Origin of the sequence: Pelodictyon luteolum DSM 273 (genome assembly GCF_000012485.1) — a bacterium.
Lineage (GTDB): Bacteria > Bacteroidota > Chlorobiia > Chlorobiales > Chlorobiaceae > Chlorobium > Chlorobium luteolum.
This window is the reverse complement of the sequence record NC_007512.1, coordinates 2,290,858-2,309,670: the sequence shown is the minus strand read 5'-3', so window position 1 is coordinate 2,309,670 and position 18,813 is coordinate 2,290,858. Positions and strand designations below refer to the sequence as shown.

Here is an 18,813-nt window from a genome sequence, read left to right as displayed (position 1 = left end):
CCATGGAGAACCACAGCGCTGACTGCATTTTCTGCCGGATCATTGCAGGCGAAATCCCTGCCGACATTCTCTACCGCAACGACCATGTACTAGCCTTCAGGGACATCTCCCCGGTTGCCCCGGCCCACGCCCTTATCATTCCTTTGGAGCACATCGCCTCCTTGAGCGATCTTTCGCCCGACCATCTCCATATTGCCGGCCAGATCATGCTCGCTGCCGGCAGGGTCGCCGACATTCTCGGCGTCAGGCAGTCCGGCTACCGTTTCGTATTCAACAGCGGACCCGATGCCCTGCAGAGCGTCTTCCACATCCACGGCCATCTTCTCGGCGGTACCGGGATGGGCTGGCCTCCATTTCCCGGAGCGGCCATTACGCACGGCGCGTAGGGATTGCGCTATTGCTAAAAGGCCCGGAACGTTTTTGTGTTCGCGCGCTGTTATTTATATTAAATCTAGATTAATTGACGCGCACGCGTTTTCATATGGAGTGATGTATATGCGTTTATCGGAACTGCAGGTTGGTGACAAGGCAGAAGTAACTGGCCTCAAGGTTGATGCCGCCGTCAGGCGTAGGATTATGGACATGGGGCTCATCAAGGGGACCCGCTTCAAGGTGCTGAGGGTGGCTCCGCTTGGGGACCCCGTAGAGATTTTCTTTAAAGGGCTCTATCTCACGATGCGCATCAGCGAGGCTGAAGGGATCATGGTGGAACGGATCGGAGGCGTCGGTGACGGCATGCCGATGCAGTCCGGAGGCCGTCGGCGCCATGGATCGGGAGGGGCGAAATGACAGCACCTAAAGAACTCTCCATTGCTCTGACCGGCAACCCCAACTGCGGCAAGTCGTCGCTCTTCAACGCCCTGACGGGTGCCCACCAGAAGGTAGGCAACTTCCCGGGCGTCACGATTGAAAAATACGAAGGATACCTCGACTACCGGGGATACCGCATAAAGGTCGTCGATCTTCCCGGTACCTACTCGCTCACCCCTTACTCCCCTGAGGAAATAGTCACCAGGCAGTACTTGATTGAGCAACGGCCGGACGTGGTCGTCAATGTCATCGAGGGCCCGAACATCGAGCGGAGCCTTCTGCTCACCACCCAGCTCATGGAGATGGAGGTGGATTTCCTTGTAGCCCTGAACATGATGGATGAGGTCGAGGAGCGGGGAATGAAGATCGATACCCGGCAGCTCCAGAAACTTCTGGGTTGCCACATCGTGCCGACCTCCGCCAAAAAGCGTACGGGCCTGGAGTTGCTGCTTGATCATGTCATCCGTGTCGGAACGGGAGACATTGCCATCCAGAAGAACAAGCTGTTTTTCCGTCCCGGCCTTGAAGAGCCCATCAACGAGATCTCGGAGCTGCTTGCACCTGAGCTGGAACTCGCAGCCTACAACAGTCGCTGGCTTGCCATCAAGCTGCTCGAGAGCGACAGGGAGGTCTACCGTGAAATCCAGCGCCAGCCGGCATGGGTGAAGGCCGAAGTGGTCATGCAGGGTGCGCTGAAAGATGCGCGGCGCCTCTACGGATCGGATCCAGAAGAGCTCATCAGTGAGGATCGGCACTCCTTCATCAGGGGTGCGATGAAAGAGTGCGTCGAGATGCCGACGGAAAAACGCACTTCGCTGACCGACTACATCGACATGGTCGTGCTCAACAGGGTGCTCGGTCTGCCCGTCTTTCTTCTTGTCGTATGGGCAGTGTTCCATTTTACCTTCTCTTTAGGTGCACCGGTCATGGAGTGGCTATCCTCCCTTTTCAGCTTGCTGGCGGTGGCGGGGGGGCGCTATCTTCCGGATGGCATGGTTCGCTCGATCCTGCTTGACGGGGTGCTTGCCGGAGTGGGCGGAGTGCTGGTGTTTCTGCCGAACATCGTTCTTCTTTTCATCGGGCTCTCGTTCCTTGAGGCATCCGGCTATATGGCGCGTGCGGCCTTTGTCATAGACCGGGTGATGCACCGGTTCGGTCTGCACGGAAAGTCGTTCATCCCGATGATTACCGGATTCGGATGCTCCATTCCGGCCATCATGGCCACCCGGACACTGAAAAGCCGTACCGACCGTCTTGCGACCATCATGATCATCCCGTTCATGAGCTGCGGTGCCAAGCTGCCGGTCTATGTACTGCTCTGCGGAGCGTTCTTCGCCCCCTCGATGGCCGCCAACATCCTGTTCGGCATCTATCTGCTCGGCATTGCCGTCGGGCTCTGGACCGCATGGATCCTGAAGTCGACGGTGCTGAGCAGCGACTCCGAGCCCTTTGTCATGGAGCTTCCTCCCTACCGCTGGCCGACCCTTGGGTCGGTGTTTTTCCAGGCGAAGGTGAAGGCGCTGATGTACGTGAAAAAGGCCGGGACCCTTATCCTTGCGGCAGTGGTCATTATCTGGGTCATGAGCAACTACCCCCGGAGCGCGGCCATCGAAGCGGGTCTAGAGCAGGCGCGCAGTGCGGTTGAAGCGGATGCAGGGCTCGGGGCCGCTGAAAAAGATATCCGCATTTCCACCCTTGAGCAGAAGGCCCAGAGCGAGCAGTTGGCCCATTCTCTGGCTGGACGTGCAGGCATGCTGATGGAGCCCGTCATCAGGCCCCTCGGCTTCGACTGGCGGATCGGGATCGCCCTTGTCACCGGACTTGCCGCAAAAGAAGTGGTCGTTTCCACCATGGCCACCATCTATTCACTCTCGTCCGATACCGATACCGGGGACCTGCAGGCGACCCTCAGGAACGATCCGGCCTTCAACCGGGCGACTGCTCTCAGCTTGATGGTGTTCGTGCTGCTCTACCTGCCCTGCGTTGCCGCCCTCGGAGTCATGAAGAAGGAAATCGGACGGTGGAAGCCGGTACTGCTCTATTCGGCGTACTCGCTTGGTGTTGCCTGGGTGCTTTCGTTCATTGCCTACCGGGGGGCTCTGCTGTTCCTCTAATACTGCCCACAGGGTCCGTCATCTAAGGGAATGGGACGCTGAACGAAAAAAGCCCGGAGAGAGCTCTTGCTCCTCCGGGCTTTGTCTGTAAGGGGGGATCGGCTATATCGTTGCCCTCTCCTGAGCCGCGATGCTTAGTCCTGTTTTTCTGCCACTGCCTCTTCAGGCGCTTCGACGGCTATTTCGACCATGCCGCTTTCTTCTGCCATCTGTATGATGTCGTCGACTGCCATCTGCATCGGTGCAGGGGTACCGTCGAGCATCATGAGGGTGACGGAGGGATGGGCTTTCCTGTGTTCTTCCATGACCGCCTCCCAGTGTGCCCGGACTCCTTCGTCAAGGGAGTTCCATGCCATCCGTCCCCGGCATTTCGGGAACTTCGAGCATCCGAGCCAGGGCCCCCGCTTTCCGACGCGGAGGTTCATCGGCGAGCCGCACTTCGGACAGGCCAGATCGGTCTGTACCGGAGGAATCTTCATCGGTTCGACATGCCGCTGTTTCGAGAGGTTGAGCAGGGTGTTGCACTTCGGGTAGCTGGAACATGCAAGGAACGGGCCGAGCCGGCCGTTTCGCAGGAGCATGTGCCCTTCGCCGCATGACGGGCAGAGGATGCCGGTATCCTTGGGCTTTTCGCGGTTGGTGCTGATCGGCTTGATGTTGCGGCATTTCGGGTAGCGCGAACAGCCGAGGAACTTGCCGCTCTGGGTCCACTTGACGATCATGTGCCCTTCGCCGCATTTCTCGCAGAGCGCCGCATCGCGGTTCTGGGGGATCAGCGGATCTTCCTTCCGGACGCTGAGCGCAGTTTCCAGCGGGCGATAGAAGCTGTCGAGTACTTTCTCGTACTCGTCCTCTCCGGCAGCAACCTTGTCGAGCTCACCCTCCATTTCGGCGGTGAAGTCTACGTTGAAGAGGTCGGGGAAGTTGGCAACGAGGATCTGCGACACGTCCATGCCGAGCATGGTGGGGATGATCTTCTTTTTCTGCAGCTCCACATAGCGGCGGTCCTGAAGGGTTGAGAATATGGATGCATAGGTCGAGGGGCGTCCGATGCCGTAGTTGTCGAGCTCCTTGACGAGGGTCGCTTCGCTGAAGCGCGCCGGGGGACGGGTGAAGCTCTGGCGGTTGTCGATTTCTCCGAGGCCGAGCAGTCCGTCCTTCTCAAGCTGCTTCGGGAGGCGCACCTCCTGCTCTTTCTCACCTTCGTCTTTCGTCGATTTCCGGGCTTCGTACTCAAGCTCCTCCTGGTCGTTGAACACCCGCATGAAGCCGGGGAAGAGCACCCTGCTGCCGCTTGCCCTGAACATGATGTCGCGGGCCGGATCACCGACGTCAACCCTTGTCTGCTCGATTTTTGCCGGAGCCATCATGGCGGCCACGAACCTCTTCCAGATGAGGTCGTAGAGCTTGAACTGGTCCGCAGAGAGATAGGACTTAAGCTGTTCCGGGCGCCTGCCGACGGCGGTCGGACGGACTGCCTCATGGGCGTCCTGTGCATTTTTACTTGATTTTGCCGCGCCGCCCCAACCTATGTACTCCTTGCCGAAGGCGTGTTCGATAAAGCTGCGGGCCTGTCCTGCCGCCTCATTGCCGATGCGGATAGAGTCGGTCCTCATGTAGGTGATGAGGCCGGTCGCACCTTCTTCTCCGAGATCAATGCCTTCATAGAGCTGCTGTGCGAGGCGCATGGTCTTTTTCGAGCCGAATCCCAGCTGGTTCGATGCAGCCTGCTGGAGGAGGGACGTGGTGAAGGGCAGCGGAGGCTTGCGCTGCTGGGTGCGCGGTGCGATGTCCAGAAGCGTATAGCTGCCTTTCTGTACGAGATCTGCCGCGGCTTCCGCCTCTGCCTGGTTCGAGAGTTCGGGTTTCTTTCCTTCGAGCTTCACCAGCCGTGCACGGAAGGTTTCCTTGCCCTCTGTGATGAAGTCGGCCGCAATGGTCCAGTACTCCTGAACCTCAAAATTGTTGATCTCCACCTCGCGCTCGCAGATCAGCCGCAGGGCGACGGACTGCACGCGCCCGGCGGACAGGCCGCGCATGACCACATTCCAGAGAAACGGGCTGACCCGGTAGCCTACGATTTTGTCGAGCCCCTGACGGGTCTGCTGGGATCGGACCAGCCGGTAGTCGATCTGGCGCGGCTCATCAATGGCTGCAAGGATGGCGCTTTTGGTGATTTCGTTGAACATCACCCTGAATACCGGTTTCGGCGTGCTGCCGATTTCATTGGCGATGTGCCACGCGATAGCCTCGCCCTCGCGGTCAGGGTCAGTTGCAATCAGGACTCCGTCGGCTTCCGACGCAAGCTTCTTCAACTGTCGCACCACCTTTTCCTTGCCGGGGATGATCTCGTAGCGAGGCTCGTAATGATTGTCGAAATCAAGCCCGATCTCCTTTTTGGGAAGATCCTTGATATGGCCTACCGAGGCGAACACCGTGTAGCCGTCCCCGAGGTACTTGTTGATCGTCTTAGCCTTGGAGGGCGACTCTACGACGATCAGGGTCCTGTTTCTGGCGGACAGTGCCGCTGCTTTTGAAGCCATTCGTCAGTCCCTGTGGTGAGAGCGTTGCAATGAATTTTTGAAAAAGATAGGCCTTGGTTGCTTAAAAACAAATTTCAGGCTACCCTTATATTTATTATTATACTGCCGCTGATCGGTGCGGAGGCACCCCTGGAGAGCCCGGATCCCGGAGTGGTCGATTGAAGCCCTGAAAAACCTGCGACATAACCCATACGACTCAACCCATAGACAATCGGCTGTTTCATGATGCCCTTTTCACGTCCTGCGGTCCTGCATCTCCTGTTTGCCCTGATTATTGCCGCATGCCTGCCGAAGCAGCTCTCTGCCGCCACCGCCCCTCCGTGGACCGTTTCTTCGGTTCCACTCCGCATCATGCAGGGCAATGGTGAGGGATACACCATAAAGGTGCTTACCCGCAAAGGTGCAGACGGCAGGATCCTTGTCGACCTTCAGTCCATGACGCGGGCCATGCGGCTCACCTACCGGACTTCGGCCGGGATGCTCTCGGCCGAAGAGGCCATCTCTTCACACGGCAGTGTCTGCACCCTCACGGCCGGCAACAGTTTTGCCCGCATCGTTTACCGCCGCGCTGCCGATCCGGCAAGGATTGTGCAGCTTTCCGCTGCTCCGCAGCTGCTGGACCAGCGCCTCTTTCTTCCCATAAGCCAGTCCGCCAGGATTTTTTCCATCTGGCTTGACCGCGATGTCATCTACAGCGCTTCCGAAAAGATGTTCAAGGTCTGGCTGCAGCCCCGTCCTCTCGGACGATCGGAAGCTTCCATCGGTACACTCTCCCCCACGCCCCCTCCTCCACCTCCGGCTTTTGGCCCGACGAGGATAACCGGCGTTGATGTTGAAGAACGGGCCAACGGTGCGATCATCTCGTTTTCCGCCTCCGGAGCACAGGCTTCGGCTGCGCTTTCGCAGCCCGATGCTTCAGGCAGGGCATCATTCGTTCTTTCCGGTGCCTCCGGCGATCCGGCCATCCTTAAAAAGATGTTCCCCTCGGGCCTTGTGCGTTCCGTCACGGCCGATCGCACTCCTGCCGGCGCACTGCGTTTCAGTGTGAGCTTCGACGGCCGCTCCGGTGTCGTGCGCTCGCTTGATTACCAGCGCGACCAGCGCAACAACCGCTACCTCCTCTATGTTCGCAGTGATGCAGACGTGGAGGCCATCCGCAGCAGGGAAAAATTACAGCGGATCGCAAGTGTGATCAGCCGCGATGTTGAAAAATGGAAACTCAATACCATCGTACTGGATGCCGGCCACGGTGGGCAGGATCCCGGGGCGGTAGGCTTGAAAGGGACCCGTGAAAAGGATGTCGCACTCAACATCGTCAGGGACCTCGGCAGCATCATTGCACGGAAGTGGCCCGATGTGGAGGTCGTTTATACCCGTAAAGACGACATCTTCATCCCGCTCCACGAGCGGGGGCGGATCGCCAACCGCACTGAGGGCAAGCTGTTCCTCAGCGTTCACTGCAATGCCAATGAAAACCGTTCGATACGGGGGCCGGAGGTATACATTCTCGGCCCGCACAAGACGGCCGCCGCACTGAAGGTCGCCATGCTTGAAAACGGTGTCATAAGTCAGGAATCGGACTACCGCGAGCAGTACCGGAACTTCAGTGACGAGCATCTCATCATGAGCTCCATGGCCCAGAACTCCTTCATCCGCCACTCCACAACTCTCGCCCGGGAGCTCGTAAAGCCGCTCGACCGTTCGACGAGCACGAATGGCCGGGCAGTCCGCCAGGCAGGGTTCATGGTGCTTTGGACTCCTTCCATGCCGAGCGCCCTTGTAGAGGTCGGCTACATCTCCAATCCCCGTGAAGAGGTTATTCTTCGTGACCGCCAGGAGCAGACCAAGATTGCCTACGGGATTTTCCAGGGCCTCCAGGCCTACCGGACCCAATACGAGGCATCACGCATGGCCTCCGCCCGTTAGATCGTATCCTTATTGCAAAGTTGTCAACCCGGTTGTACATTCAAGTTGACAACTTTGCCGCCTCTATGCACCTGTATGCACGATACTTCACTCCATATCCTCCAGCGCCTTGCAGCTTCAGGTACTTTTCTTTCGGGTGCGGAGCTGTCGGCGGAGTTCGCCATGACCCGTAGCGCTGTGTGGAAGCACATCCGTATGCTCCGGGCTGAAGGCTACGGCATCGAGGCCCGTACCGGTCTCGGCTACCGTCTCGCATCGATGGCCGGGAGGCCGCTTGGCGTGGAGGTCGAGCCTTGCCTTTCTACTGCCCGTTTCGGTCGACTGATTCACTGGCACCGGAGCCTCGAGTCCACGAACAGTACAGCCCGTTTGCTTGCAGCGGGGGGGGCAGATGAAGGAGCGGTCGTCGTTGCCGAAAGCCAGAGCGCCGGCCGCGGGAGGCTCGGGCGCAGCTGGGATTCTCCTTCAGGCGTGAACCTCTATTTTTCTCTGGTACTCCGTCCGCAGCTTCCGCCGGGTCGCATTCCCCAGCTGACCCTGCTTCTGGCCGTGGCGCTGCATCGCGCACTCACCCTGCTGGATGGAGAACTCCGGCCGGCCATAAAGTGGCCGAACGACATTCTCGTCGGTGGACGGAAGCTTTCCGGCATTCTCTGTGAGATGCAGTCGGAAGCAGATCGTGCACACTTCGTCGTGGCCGGCATCGGCATCAATGTCAATCAGGCCGGCTTTGAGGGGGAGCTTGATGGAACGGCCACCTCGCTACGGATGGAAACCGGCCGGACGATATCCCGCCCCGCCCTTCTGGCTTCGGTGCTGAACCATCTCGAGCCGCTCTACGACCGATGGCAGCAGGAGGAGGACGACCTCCGCTTCGTCCAGAAGGAACTCGAAGACAACGCCTTTCTTCAGGGCAGGACGGTGTCGGTCGAGCGTATGCATGGAACCCTTGAAGGCACGGTCACCGGTATCGCCCCGACCGGAGAACTCATCATCACAACCCCCGACGGTACCCCCTGCAGGGTGGCATCCGGCGAGGCCCGTCTAAGGAAATAACTTATGGAACACATGCAGTCCTCCACTATGGGCGTTCCGCCCCTTCATCCCGAAATCAGTGCGGCATACAGCGTGCTTGAGACCGGAGAGCCGATCGGCCGTGAAGCGGCCCTCATGCTTGCCGCGCTTCCCGGAGAGCACGCTCTTGACATCGCCTCCCTTGCCAACAAGGTTCGGAACCGCTGGGGGAAGGGCGGTGTGCATGCCTGTTCAATCATGAACGCGAAGTCGGGAGTATGTGGCGAAAACTGCCGGTTCTGCGCCCAATCCCGCCACAACCATTCAGACATCGAGGTTTACCCGCTCGTCGACGAAGATGCCGTGCTTTTCGAGGCGCGCGGCTGCGTAGAGCAGGGGGTGTCGCATTTCGGCATCGTAACGAGCGGTTACGGCTACCTGAAGATGAGTGATGAGTTCCAGCGGATCCTTTCCATGATCGACCGCCTGCACAGCGAACTCCCTTCGCTCCAGGTCTGCGCATCACTCGGCGTGCTCGGTCCCGATACCGCAAAAGCACTTGCCGGGCGCGGCATCGCGCACTACAACATCAATATCCAGGTGACCCCCGGCCGGTACGGCGAGCTCATTGCCGATACTCATGCCGTCGAAGAGCGTATGGAGACGGTCCGGCTCCTCCGCCGGAACGGCGTATCGGTCTGCTGCGGCGGTATCATTGGCGTTGGTGAACACATGGAGGACCGGGTGGAGATGATGTTCGCCCTCCGGGAGCTCGATGTATCGGTCATCCCCATCAACGTGCTCGTCCCGATCAAGGGGACCCCGCTTGAAGGGGCTCCGTCCCTTCCGCTCGACGAGATTGTGAAGACATTCGCCATCATGCGTCTGGTGCACCCCCGTAAAACCATAAAGTTCGCCGCCGGTCGGGAGACCGTCATGAAGGATTTCCAGGGCCTGCTGATGCTCTCGGGCGCTGACGGGCTGCTGACCGGCGGGTACCTGACCACCAGGGGACGGGAGGTCGCCGACGACACCCGGTTCAGAGCGCAGCTTGCAAGCTTTTCCTGAGGGAGCCGATGCAGTTTCATGAACGCATAACCGCAGAGCTCGGACAGCTGAAGGAACGGGACCGGTTGCGTGCAGTGCCAGAGGTAACCTCCCGAGATGGGCGCTTCATTTCAATCGGCGGCAGACGCCTCATGAACCTCTCCTCCAACGACTATCTCGGACTCGGTGACGACCAGGAGCTGCGCAGGGTTTATTTCGAGAGTTGCCGGAGTGGACTGCCGCCCCTCGGAAGCTCGTCCTCCCGTCTTCTGACAGGCAGTCACCCGCTCTACGATGAACTTGAGCAGGAACTTGCAGGCCTCTACGGGCGTGAGGCGGCCATGGTGTTCAACAGCGGCTACCACGCCAATACCGGCATCCTTCCTGCCCTTGCCGGGCGCCACGACCTTGTGCTCTCCGACCGGCTCAACCACGCCAGCATCATCGACGGCATGAAGATCGCCGATGCACGGTGGGAGCGGTACCCTCACGGTGACTATCTTCATCTCGAGGAGCTGCTTGAAGCGGCGCGCGGCCGGTACCGCCAGATCTTCATCATTTCTGAATCGGTGTTCAGTATGGACGGTGACCTTGCCGATCTTCGCCGTCTCGTGGAGCTGAAAAAGCGCCACGACGCCGTGCTCATCATCGACGAGGCTCATGGCACCGGGGTGTTTGGTCAGCGGGGGCTCGGGCTTACGGAAAACGAGGGGGTTACCGGCGAAGTCGACATCATCATCGGCACCTTCGGCAAGGCGTTGGGTTCCGCCGGAGCGTATGCAGTCATGGACCGGGTTGTCCGCCAGTACCTCGTCAACACAATGCGCACCTTCATTTTCACGACAGCCCTCCCTCCCGTGACCCTCGGCTGGAGTCTCCTGACGCTCCGCCGCCAGGTCGGGATGCAGGTTGAGCGACGTGCACTTCTGGCTCTTGCCTCCAGGCTTCGTAGCGAGATTTCGGCACTGGGGTTCGAGGTGCCGGGGGAGAGCCATATCGTGCCGGTTACGGCCGGCGCGGACTCCCGTGCCCTCAAAATGGCAGCGGCTCTTCGGGATGCGGGGTTTCTGGCCATGGCGGTCCGCCCGCCCAGCGTGCCTGAAAACAGCGCCCGCGTCCGCATCTCCCTCCGCTCCATTCTCGGGTGGGATGACATTGCCGGCGTGGCCGGTTGCCTTGGAGGGCTGCGGCGATGAAACACCAGTGGTTCAAACAGGATGGCGGAGAGGAGCTGGTGCTCTTCTTCAGCGGCTGGGGAACGGACGCATGCCATGCCGGGCGCCTCTTCAGGGACTCCCTTGACGATGGGTTCGGGGGCGACATGCTTGCCTTCTACGACTACACGGCACTCACTCCTGACATCGACCTGCAACCGGAACTCTCCCTGTACCGGCGCATTACCCTCATAGCCTGGTCCTTCGGTGTCTGGGCCGCCCGTGCGGTTCCTCTCCCCCCTATTGCCGCGGCCGTCGCCCTGAACGGGACCCTCTTTCCTGTTGACCGGCACCGGGGCATAGATCCTGAGATTTTCCAGGCCACGCATGACGGGTACGGAGAAGATGGCCGACGCCGGTTTGAGCGTCGGATGTGCGGCGGGACGGAAGTGCTCTCCCGCTTTAGCGAGTGCCCCTCCACCCGCACGACCGAAGATCAGAAAAATGAACTCTCGAGTCTCCAGTGCCTCTTCTCCGGTCCGGTTCTCCAACCGGGATGGGAGTACGACCACGCTTTCATCGGCGGGCGCGACGCCATTTTCCCTGCCGCACGCCAGGATGCGGCCTGGGACGCCACGCCCCGAACCCTGATTGCCGCAATGCCGCACTATCCTTTTTTCCACTGCAGAACCATCCGGGAGGTTACGGCATGGCAGGCTTGACCGACAAGGCTCTCGTCCGGGAGCGGTTTCGCCGTACCCTCGGTTCCTATGCCGGAGAGGCAGCGGTGCAGCGGGCAATGGCCCAGGAGCTTGTATCAATGGCGGCCCGCCATGCATCCGGGATCCATTTTGAGCGGGTGCTGGAAGTAGGCTCGGGTTCGGGCATGCTGACGGAGCTCATGCTTGAGGCCTTCAGCATCGAACGATACACGGCCAATGACCTGGTGGAGGAGAGCCGGGAGTGCCTGCAGGGGATCATGGACCGCCATCCGGAGGTGGTGTTCAATTTTCTCGGTGGAGATGTCGAATCCCTCCCCTTCCTGCCGGAACGAAGAGACCTCGTGGTCTCCAACGCCACCCTGCAGTGGCTCGACGACCTTGAGACTTTTCTCGGGAGGATCGCCGACTCGATGGCTCCGGGCGGGCTCTTTCTGTTCACCTCGTTCAGCAGTTCCAATATGCAGGAAATCGCCGCCATTCTCGGCACGGCCCTCACGTACCGTAGCATTGCCGAGACTGGCGAACTCTGCGAAAGGTATTTTGAGGTGCTTGAACTCCGTGAAGCTGAAATCACCCTGACCTTCAGTTCCCCTGAAGCGGTGCTCCGCCACATCAGCCGCACCGGCGTCAACGCTCTCGCCCGTAAGCCCTGGACTAAAGGGCGTCAAAAGGAGTTCTCGGACCGTTACCGCAGCATGTTTTCTCAGGCTGAAGGAGTGCGGCTGACCTACAATCCCGTCTACTGCTGCCTTCGAAAGCGACAGGAGGGCTCGCTATGAGCGGAACCGTCACGGTCATCTCCGGCATCGGCACCGGTGTCGGCAAAACGGTGGTTACCGGCCTGCTTGCCGGAGCGCTCAGGGCGGAGGGGCGGCATGCCATCACCCAGAAGATCGTGCAGACCGGCTGCATCGGCATGTCGGCCGATATTCTGGAACACCGTCGACTGATGGGGGTTCCTCCGGAGGAAGCCGACGATGAGGGCCTCACATGTCCCTGTTCGTTTCCCTTTCCGGCCTCTCCCCACCTTGCAGCCCGCCTCGCAGGAGGACGGGTCGACGCTGAGACGATTCGCGGCGCAACGGCCGCCCTCCGGGAGCGCTACCCCATAGTGCTGCTTGAGGGGGTCGGGGGACTGCTCGTGCCGCTTTCCGGGGAGCTTCTTTTTCTGGACTTCGTCGCGGGGGAGGGCTTCGGGCTCATCCTTGTATCGGGTCCCTGGCTCGGAAGCATCAATCATACCCTCCTCTCCCTCGAAGCCTGCCGCAACCGGGGCATTCCCTTGCAGGGATTGGTCTATAACCGCTACGGTGAAACGGACCCTTCGATTGGCGACGACACCCTGGATTACTTTCGCCGGCATCTCCTCCGGTCCGGTTCCGGAGCCGGCATCGTTGAGCTTCGGGGAGAGCCGGGAAGCCAGCGTTTCACTCCCGATCAGCTCAGGTGCCTCGGATTCCCAACCCGTTAACCCTTCAACCCGCATGCTGCAAGATTCCAGCCCCGTCGACACCGCGTTCGACCGCCTACATCTCTGGCATCCCTATACCTCCATGGCCGATCCGCTCCCGGTCTATCCCGTCCGCAGTGCCTCGGGTGTGAGGATCGAGCTCGCAGACGGAGCGCAGCTCATTGACGGCATGTCTTCATGGTGGGCGGCCATCCACGGCTATCGCCACCCCGTGCTTGACGAGGCGGTGCGGCGCCAGCTCGACCGGATGAGCCATGTCATGTTCGGAGGCCTGACCCACGAGCCGGCCGTCGAGCTTGCCCGCCTGCTCGTGGAGATTACTCCGCCCGGGCTGCAGAAAGTGTTTTTCAGCGATTCAGGTTCCGTTGCAGTTGAGGTTGCCCTCAAAATGGCGGTGCAGTACTGGGAGGCTCTCGGCCGGCCCGGAAAGAAACGGATGCTTGCACTTCGCGGGGGCTACCACGGCGACACCTTCGGTGCCATGTCGGTCTGTGATCCTGTGACCGGCATGCATGGCCTGTTCCGCGGGGCAATGCAGGAGCAGCTGTTTGCCGAACTCCCCGACTGTCCGTTCGAGGCCGGGTGCACGGACTCCGTCATGGCCGACATCCGAAGCAAGCTTGAAGAGCACCATGGGGAGCTTGCCGCCGTAATTCTGGAGCCGGTGGTGCAGGGCGCCGGAGGAATGCGCTTCTACTCCCCTCATTGCCTCCGACGGCTCCGGGATCTCTGTCTGCAGTATGACGTGCTGCTCATCTTTGACGAAATCGCCACGGGCTTCGGCCGGACCGGGAAGATGTTCGCCCTAGAGCATGCCGGGGTCGAGCCTGACATCATGTGTGTGGGCAAGGCGTTGACCGGCGGGTACATGACGCTTGCCGCCACGTTGACGACCGATGCCGTCGCCATGGCCATTTCTTCCGGCGAACCGGGCCTCTTCATGCATGGACCTACCTTCATGGCCAACCCTCTGGCATGTGCCGTCGGTCTGGCAAGCATCCGACTCCTCTGCTCACAGCCGTGGCAGCAGTCCGTCAAACGGATCGGGGCAGGGCTCCTTAGCGGGCTTGAGGCGTGCATGGAGCATGATGGGGTGGCCGATGTCCGCGTACTGGGAGCCATCGGCGTGGTGGAGCTCAAGCGCCCGGTCGATATGGCCACCATTCAGCGCGAATTCGTCCGGCGCGGTGTCTGGGTCCGCCCGTTCGGCCGTCTGGTCTATCTCATGCCTCCCTTCATCATTGATGACCCTGATCTGGCAGTCCTCTGCCGGGCGGTACGGGAGGTGACGGCATGAATGCAGCGCACTGGACCCGCCGCTATGATCCCGGCGTGCCGCACACCCTCCAGCCCTATCCCGAAGAGGGTCTTGTGGAGGTGCTCCGCCGTGCGGCCGCGGAGGCCGGCGATGCACCCGCTCTCTGGTTCAAGGGCAGGAGCATGACCTACGGTGAGCTGGAGCGGGAAAGTGACGCTTTTGCCCGGGGTCTGCTCTCTCTCGGTGTCCGTAAGGGAGAGCGGGTTGCCCTCCTCCTGCCGAACTCGCCGCAGATGCTCATCAGCGAGTTCGGTGTGTGGAAGACGGGCGCCGTTGCCGTGCCGATGAACCCTCTTTACAGCGATACCGAACTCGAACATGCCTTCCGGGAGTGCGGAGCTTCGGCGGCCGTCGTCCTTGCTCCTTTCTACACGAAAGTTGCAGCCCTGAGGGATTGCCGTACCGACGGGCCGCTCAGGCTCCTCATTCCTACCGGTATCGGCGAGTACCTCCCCCCGCTGAAGCGTATGCTCTTCACCCTCCTGTATGAGCGGCCGCAGGGTCACCGGGTCGATGCCCGGAGGGGGGATCCTCCGTTCCAGTCCATCCTTCGGTCCGGGCGCCATGGCGGTTCACTTCCGGTACCTCCCCGGTCGGATGAGCCAGCCCTGTTCCTCTTTTCGGGCGGGACGACCGGCACCCCGAAGTGCGTCGTCAGCACCCACCGCTCCCTTGTGATTTCCGGCATGCAGATCGTCACCTGGTTCAGTGTCCTTCTCCGGAAGGGCAGCGATCCCATCATGCTCAACATGCCGCTCTTCCATGTTTACGGGCAGGCGGGCATCATGACGGCCGCGCTCTCCGGCCGCCACCCTATGGCGCTGGTGCCGAACCCGCGTGACCTCGATGACCTGCTCTCGACCATCCGACGTGTACGCCCGTCCGTGCTTCCCGGCGTCCCAACCCTCTTCACCGCGCTTATCGCCCATCCGAGGGTCAAGAGGGATCCCGGCCTGCTCCGCTCGCTGAAGCTTTGCGTCTCCGGAGCGGCGCCGCTGCTGCAGGAGACGAAAGAGCGGTTCGAGTCGTTGACAGGCGGACGTATCATCGATGCCTACAGCCTCACGGAAATGACTCTTGCCGGGACATTCAGCCCCATCCTCGGCGTCTACAAGCCGGGCTCGGTCGGAGTGCCGCTGCCCGATGTGGAAGTGAAGATCGTGGACGAAGCGACGGGCGAGGGGCCGCTCGGGACGAACATGGTGGGCGAGGTCCTGATGCGCGCTCCGCAGATGATGCGCGGGTACTGGCAGAGGCCCGGGGAGAGCGGGGAGGCTCTGAGGGAGGGCTGGCTTCTGACCGGCGACCTCGGCTATATGGACGAAGATGGCTATTTGTTTGTTGTCGACCGGAAAAAGGACGTCATCAAGCCAGGGGGGTTCCAGGTATGGCCGCGTGAGGTCGAGGAGGTCATAGCCCGTCATCCAGCAGTTCTGGAGGTCGGGGTGGCGGGGGTTCATGATCCTCGCCAGGGAGAGGCGGTGAAAGCCTGGGTGGTGCTCCGGGAAGGCATGAGGCTTGAACTGGAGGAACTGCGGGAGCATTGCCGGCAGGATCTTGCCGCATACAAGGTGCCGCGCTTCCTTGAGTGCAGGGAGTCGCTCCCGAAATCACAGGTGGGCAAGGTCCTCCGCCGCAAGCTCAAGGGAGATGACTGAGGACGAACTGTTCCGGCTGCAGGATCCCGGCGTGCTCGCCATGGTCGGCATGCATGAGGGTGAAGAGCCCGCGGAGTTTGCGATGCGCCTGCACGGCCGCACCGATCTGCCTGTCCGGGTGATGGCCGAGCAGATCGCCTGCCGGAAAAAAGCTGCCGCAAAACTCCCCCTCCTCTCCCGAAGTCCCCTCCTCTATACTGCCCGTGCCCTCGAGCAGGCGTCGGAGGAGCGCGCCGCGTCGTATATGGCTTCACTCCTCAAGGGCAGGCGGGCGATCGACCTGTCGGGCGGGCTCGGCATCGATGCCTTTAGCCTTGCAGGATCGTTCGAAGAGGTGGTGCACGTTGAGCGTGATCCTGTCCTCTCCGCCATTGCCTGCCACAACATGGGGGTTCTCGGCCGCCGGAACGTGGAGTGCCTCCGGGGAGACGGTCGGGAGCGGCTCGCATCCTTCCCGGACGGCTACTTTGACTGGATTTACCTCGACCCGGACCGCCGCGAAGGTGCGCATCGCAACATCCGCCTTGAAGAGGGGTCTCCGGATGTCGTCTCCCTCCATGACTTCCTGCTCCAGAAGGCACCCGGTGTCTGCATCAAGGCTTCACCAGCCCTGGAAACCTCACGACTCAAAGATCGGCTGCCCTCGCTTGCATCGGTTACGGTGCTTTCGGTCGACGGCCAGTGCCGCGCAACCCTCCTTATCCTCCGTCGTCAAGCACCACTGGAAGTCGAGCGCCATGCGGTCTGCATCCGGGGTGCGGGCGAGGAAGCCCGGCGCTTCACCTGGCGGGATACGGGGGAGCGGAGGGTGTCGGATGCAGTAATGGAGTGGCTGCTGGAGCCTGATCCAGCAATCCTGAAAGCAGGGCTTGAAGGGGTGGTTGCCGAGACGTTCGGGCTTCTGTTCATCAATCGTTCGGTCGGCTACCTGACGGCCGCACACCGGCCGGAGGGGTTCCCGGGGCGGGTGTTCCGGGTGGTCGAGGCTGCGCTGTACAGCGGGAAGGGGTTCGGGAAGTTCCTGAAGCGCCATGGTATTGATGGCGCGGCCATCCAGCGGAGGGACTTCCCCCTTTCAGCCGATGCGATCCGGGCGCGATACCGGTTGAAGGAGGACGACAGGCGGTTCCTGTTCTTTACGCGCGATGCCGAAGCGCGGCCGCTTGCAATTTATGCAGTTACTCCGCCACGCGAATGTTCTGCAGTTCCTGCAGGGCAATGCCGTAGCGCAGACCCTGACCGCTGACCCGGATTTCGCCGAGGCCGAGGAGGCGCATCAGCTGGTGGAGGATGAGTGCGCCCATCGTGATGACGTCGGCACGGCCCCCGGAAACCCCCATGGCCAGAATCTCTTCGAGTGTGGAGGCTTTCAGCAGTTCCAGTATCCTGTGCACGTCGTCGTAGTGAAGCTGGTAGCCGTGGACCTTTTCCGGATTGAACTCCCGCATACCCTGCGCAAGCTGGGCAAGGGTAGTAAGGGTGCCGGCCACGCCGAAGACATGTTCGCGCGAGGCGAAAAACGGCAGGACGCCGCCTGTCAGCACCCGGTTCACCTCTTCCTTCGCACGCATGAACTCTTCTTCCGAGGGCGGCAGGGTGGAGAAAAAGCGTTCCGTGAGGCGCACCGAGCCGATGTCCATGCTGGTACTGCGGGAGACACAGGTGAGCGATCCCATTGAGAGTTCCGTGCTTCCGCCCCCGATATCGATTACCGTGAAGGGGTCGGGGACTTCCGTCATGCCGGCGACTGCGCCGAAAAAGGTCAGCCCGGCCTCCTCCTCGCCGGTAATGCAGCGGATTACGATGCCGGTCGAGCGGACGGTTTCGCTGGTGACCTCCATGCGGTTTTTCGCGTCGCGCAGTGCGCTGGTTCCGACGGCGATGATCCTGTCGGATTTGTGTTCTCCGGAAAGCGCGGCGTAGTCGCGCATGCAGCTGATAAGCCGCTGGCGTGCTTCGGGGTCGATGATTTTCATTTCGTCGACATGCTCGCCGAGCCGTATGATGGTCTGTTTGTGGAATACGGGTTCCACGGTACCCTTTTCCGCATCAAGGTCGGCGATGAGGAGAAGGGCGGTATTGGTTCCGATGTCTATGCAAGATACGCGTTCAGTCATGTGGTGATTAATGGGGTTGGTCTCAGGCGGTGCGGACGAGGCATGAGAGCCATTCATCTTCATAGATGGTCCGCACAGCTTCGCAGTCGAGCCGTTTCAGCAGCTTTTTCAGCCACGGCTCGTCGTAGACGAGGATGCCGGAAAGCAGTACCGTGGCACCCGGTGCATTGGCCCGGATGACGGGAAGGATCCGGTCGATTACATTCTTGTTGATGTTGGCGAGGATGAGGGTGTAGCCGTCCCTGAGGTTGACGGCGAGATCCTCTTCGGCGTCGAGCAGCTCGATCTGGATATCCCCGGCATTGTTTTCTGCAATGTTCTCAACAGCATTTTCTGCGGCCCAGGAGCTGTTGTCGAACGCCAGAATGGGACTGGTGTTGCCGAGTTTGCGGGCGGCAATGGCAAGCACGCCGGTTCCGGTCCCGATGTCCATGATCTTCTCATTTTCCAGCCCGAGGTCCTCCATCTGGCGGAGCATGAGGCGGGTGGTGGCATGGTAGCCGGTACCGAAGGACATCTTCGGGTTGATTTCTATCTGGATCTGCCCGGGTTTGGGTGCCGGCCCGCCCTTTTTCTGAACGATGATGAACCGGTCTGAAATCTCGATCGGCTTCAGATTTGCCTCCCATTCCGCGTTCCAGTTCCGGTCCGCCATGAACTCCGTGCTGATCGTGGGCGTTCCCCCGGGGAGGGCGGCAAGCGCAAGCTTCACGGCGGTCTCTTTTTCCTCTGACCACTCCGCTTCGGGGATGTAGGCCAGCAGTTTGCGGTCCTCCTCCTGGAAGTATTCAATACCCTCCATCGAGAGCAGGGCTATGGCCAGCTCGTGCTGGTCGGAGGTAATTGGTATCGACAGCTCGATATGGTGGTGCGTGCCTGGCATCTCTTTCTGGTGTCATGTGGGCTGATACCCTGCTGT

At 60.7% G+C, this 18,813-nt stretch carries 16 protein-coding genes; 13 read left to right on the top strand and 3 right to left on the bottom strand.

All coding sequences use genetic code 11. The features are described 5' to 3' along the window. Positions 1 to 2 precede the first annotated feature (2 nt). The 3 genes from PLUT_RS10725 to feoB all read left to right on the top strand — a co-directional run bounded on the left by PLUT_RS10725 (position 3) and on the right by feoB (position 2,924). Positions 3 to 386 (top strand): histidine triad nucleotide-binding protein, encoded by a 384-nt coding sequence (locus tag PLUT_RS10725; RefSeq protein WP_011358788.1) that lies wholly within the window; start codon positions 3 to 5, stop codon positions 384 to 386. 109 nt (positions 387 to 495) lie between these two features. Next, the gene (locus PLUT_RS10720; protein WP_011358787.1) at positions 496 to 789 is read left to right on the top strand and encodes a FeoA family protein; all 294 of its coding nucleotides are present in this window, start codon (positions 496 to 498) and stop codon (positions 787 to 789) included. Next, on the top strand, positions 786 to 2,924 hold the full coding sequence (gene feoB, locus PLUT_RS10715; RefSeq protein ID WP_011358786.1) for a ferrous iron transport protein B: 2,139 nt from the start codon (positions 786 to 788) through the stop codon (positions 2,922 to 2,924). The genes PLUT_RS10720 and feoB overlap by 4 nt, the downstream gene beginning before the upstream one ends. Before the next feature lie 134 nt (positions 2,925 to 3,058). Here feoB and topA read toward each other — a convergent pair whose 3' ends face one another. Next, on the bottom strand, positions 3,059 to 5,467 hold the full coding sequence (gene topA, locus PLUT_RS10710; RefSeq protein WP_011358785.1) for a type I DNA topoisomerase: 2,409 nt from the start codon (positions 5,465 to 5,467) through the stop codon (positions 3,059 to 3,061). 222 nt (positions 5,468 to 5,689) lie between these two features. On the opposite strand from topA, the gene PLUT_RS10705 reads away from it, so the two are divergent. The 10 genes from PLUT_RS10705 (at position 5,690) to PLUT_RS10660 (ending at position 17,023) form a co-directional block, all read left to right on the top strand. Further along, positions 5,690 to 7,393 carry an N-acetylmuramoyl-L-alanine amidase family protein gene (locus PLUT_RS10705; protein WP_011358784.1) on the top strand — a complete coding sequence of 568 codons (1,704 nt, stop codon included), beginning with the start codon at positions 5,690 to 5,692 and terminating at the stop codon, positions 7,391 to 7,393. Positions 7,394 to 7,468: 75 nt separating this feature from the next. Continuing rightward, entirely contained in the window at positions 7,469 to 8,449 is a 981-nt protein-coding gene (locus PLUT_RS10700; protein ID WP_011358783.1) for a biotin--[acetyl-CoA-carboxylase] ligase, read from the top strand. 27 nt (positions 8,450 to 8,476) lie between these two features. Continuing rightward, positions 8,477 to 9,475, top strand: a complete 999-nt coding sequence (bioB, locus tag PLUT_RS10695; RefSeq protein WP_041463946.1) for a biotin synthase BioB — start codon at positions 8,477 to 8,479, stop codon at positions 9,473 to 9,475. Positions 9,476 to 9,483: 8 nt separating this feature from the next. Next, the gene (locus PLUT_RS10690; RefSeq protein WP_011358781.1) at positions 9,484 to 10,650 is read left to right on the top strand and encodes an aminotransferase class I/II-fold pyridoxal phosphate-dependent enzyme; all 1,167 of its coding nucleotides are present in this window, start codon (positions 9,484 to 9,486) and stop codon (positions 10,648 to 10,650) included. Continuing rightward, positions 10,647 to 11,330 carry a pimeloyl-ACP methyl esterase BioG family protein gene (locus PLUT_RS10685; protein ID WP_011358780.1) on the top strand — a complete coding sequence of 228 codons (684 nt, stop codon included), beginning with the start codon at positions 10,647 to 10,649 and terminating at the stop codon, positions 11,328 to 11,330. The genes PLUT_RS10690 and PLUT_RS10685 overlap by 4 nt, the downstream gene beginning before the upstream one ends. Then, the gene (gene bioC / locus PLUT_RS10680) at positions 11,318 to 12,109 is read left to right on the top strand and encodes a malonyl-ACP O-methyltransferase BioC (RefSeq protein WP_011358779.1); all 792 of its coding nucleotides are present in this window, start codon (positions 11,318 to 11,320) and stop codon (positions 12,107 to 12,109) included. Before PLUT_RS10685 ends, bioC begins: the two co-directional genes overlap by 13 nt. Further along, the gene (bioD, locus tag PLUT_RS10675) at positions 12,106 to 12,801 is read left to right on the top strand and encodes a dethiobiotin synthase (protein WP_011358778.1); all 696 of its coding nucleotides are present in this window, start codon (positions 12,106 to 12,108) and stop codon (positions 12,799 to 12,801) included. Before bioC ends, bioD begins: the two co-directional genes overlap by 4 nt. Before the next feature lie 13 nt (positions 12,802 to 12,814). Next, positions 12,815 to 14,098, top strand: a complete 1,284-nt coding sequence (gene bioA, locus PLUT_RS10670) for an adenosylmethionine--8-amino-7-oxononanoate transaminase (RefSeq protein WP_011358777.1) — start codon at positions 12,815 to 12,817, stop codon at positions 14,096 to 14,098. After that, on the top strand, positions 14,095 to 15,777 hold the full coding sequence (locus PLUT_RS10665; RefSeq protein ID WP_011358776.1) for an AMP-binding protein: 1,683 nt from the start codon (positions 14,095 to 14,097) through the stop codon (positions 15,775 to 15,777). Before bioA ends, PLUT_RS10665 begins: the two co-directional genes overlap by 4 nt. Beyond that, positions 15,770 to 17,023 (top strand): THUMP-like domain-containing protein, encoded by a 1,254-nt coding sequence (locus PLUT_RS10660; protein WP_011358775.1) that lies wholly within the window; start codon positions 15,770 to 15,772, stop codon positions 17,021 to 17,023. The genes PLUT_RS10665 and PLUT_RS10660 overlap by 8 nt, the downstream gene beginning before the upstream one ends. Here the strand turns inward: PLUT_RS10660 and PLUT_RS10655 are convergent. Together PLUT_RS10655 and prmA are read right to left on the bottom strand one after the other, a co-directional pair. Next, positions 16,956 to 17,894, bottom strand: coding sequence for a Ppx/GppA phosphatase family protein (locus PLUT_RS10655; protein ID WP_011358774.1), 939 nt, complete (start codon positions 17,892 to 17,894; stop codon positions 16,956 to 16,958). The two genes, PLUT_RS10660 and PLUT_RS10655, sit on opposite strands and share 68 nt — an antisense overlap. A gap of 22 nt (positions 17,895 to 17,916) precedes the next feature. Then, the gene (prmA, locus tag PLUT_RS10650) at positions 17,917 to 18,777 is read right to left on the bottom strand and encodes a 50S ribosomal protein L11 methyltransferase (protein WP_011358773.1); all 861 of its coding nucleotides are present in this window, start codon (positions 18,775 to 18,777) and stop codon (positions 17,917 to 17,919) included. Positions 18,778 to 18,813: the final 36 nt, after the last annotated feature.

Excerpts from the sequence above, each read along its gene's own strand:
- PLUT_RS10725 (WP_011358788.1), top strand. The coding sequence starts at position 3 with ATGGAGAACCACAGCGCTGACTGCATTTTCTGCCGGATCATTGCAGGC.
- PLUT_RS10720 (WP_011358787.1), top strand. The coding sequence starts at position 496 with ATGCGTTTATCGGAACTGCAGGTTGGTGACAAGGCAGAAGTAACTGGC.
- feoB (WP_011358786.1), top strand. The coding sequence starts at position 786 with ATGACAGCACCTAAAGAACTCTCCATTGCTCTGACCGGCAACCCCAAC.
- topA (WP_011358785.1), bottom strand. The coding sequence starts at position 5,467 with ATGGCTTCAAAAGCAGCGGCACTGTCCGCCAGAAACAGGACCCTGATC.
- PLUT_RS10705 (WP_011358784.1), top strand. The coding sequence starts at position 5,690 with ATGATGCCCTTTTCACGTCCTGCGGTCCTGCATCTCCTGTTTGCCCTG.
- PLUT_RS10700 (WP_011358783.1), top strand. The coding sequence starts at position 7,469 with ATGCACGATACTTCACTCCATATCCTCCAGCGCCTTGCAGCTTCAGGT.
- bioB (WP_041463946.1), top strand. The coding sequence starts at position 8,477 with ATGGGCGTTCCGCCCCTTCATCCCGAAATCAGTGCGGCATACAGCGTG.
- PLUT_RS10690 (WP_011358781.1), top strand. The coding sequence starts at position 9,484 with ATGCAGTTTCATGAACGCATAACCGCAGAGCTCGGACAGCTGAAGGAA.
- PLUT_RS10685 (WP_011358780.1), top strand. The coding sequence starts at position 10,647 with ATGAAACACCAGTGGTTCAAACAGGATGGCGGAGAGGAGCTGGTGCTC.
- bioC (WP_011358779.1), top strand. The coding sequence starts at position 11,318 with ATGGCAGGCTTGACCGACAAGGCTCTCGTCCGGGAGCGGTTTCGCCGT.
- bioD (WP_011358778.1), top strand. The coding sequence starts at position 12,106 with ATGAGCGGAACCGTCACGGTCATCTCCGGCATCGGCACCGGTGTCGGC.
- bioA (WP_011358777.1), top strand. The coding sequence starts at position 12,815 with ATGCTGCAAGATTCCAGCCCCGTCGACACCGCGTTCGACCGCCTACAT.
- PLUT_RS10665 (WP_011358776.1), top strand. The coding sequence starts at position 14,095 with ATGAATGCAGCGCACTGGACCCGCCGCTATGATCCCGGCGTGCCGCAC.
- PLUT_RS10660 (WP_011358775.1), top strand. The coding sequence starts at position 15,770 with ATGACTGAGGACGAACTGTTCCGGCTGCAGGATCCCGGCGTGCTCGCC.
- PLUT_RS10655 (WP_011358774.1), bottom strand. The coding sequence starts at position 17,894 with ATGACTGAACGCGTATCTTGCATAGACATCGGAACCAATACCGCCCTT.
- prmA (WP_011358773.1), bottom strand. The coding sequence starts at position 18,777 with ATGCCAGGCACGCACCACCATATCGAGCTGTCGATACCAATTACCTCC.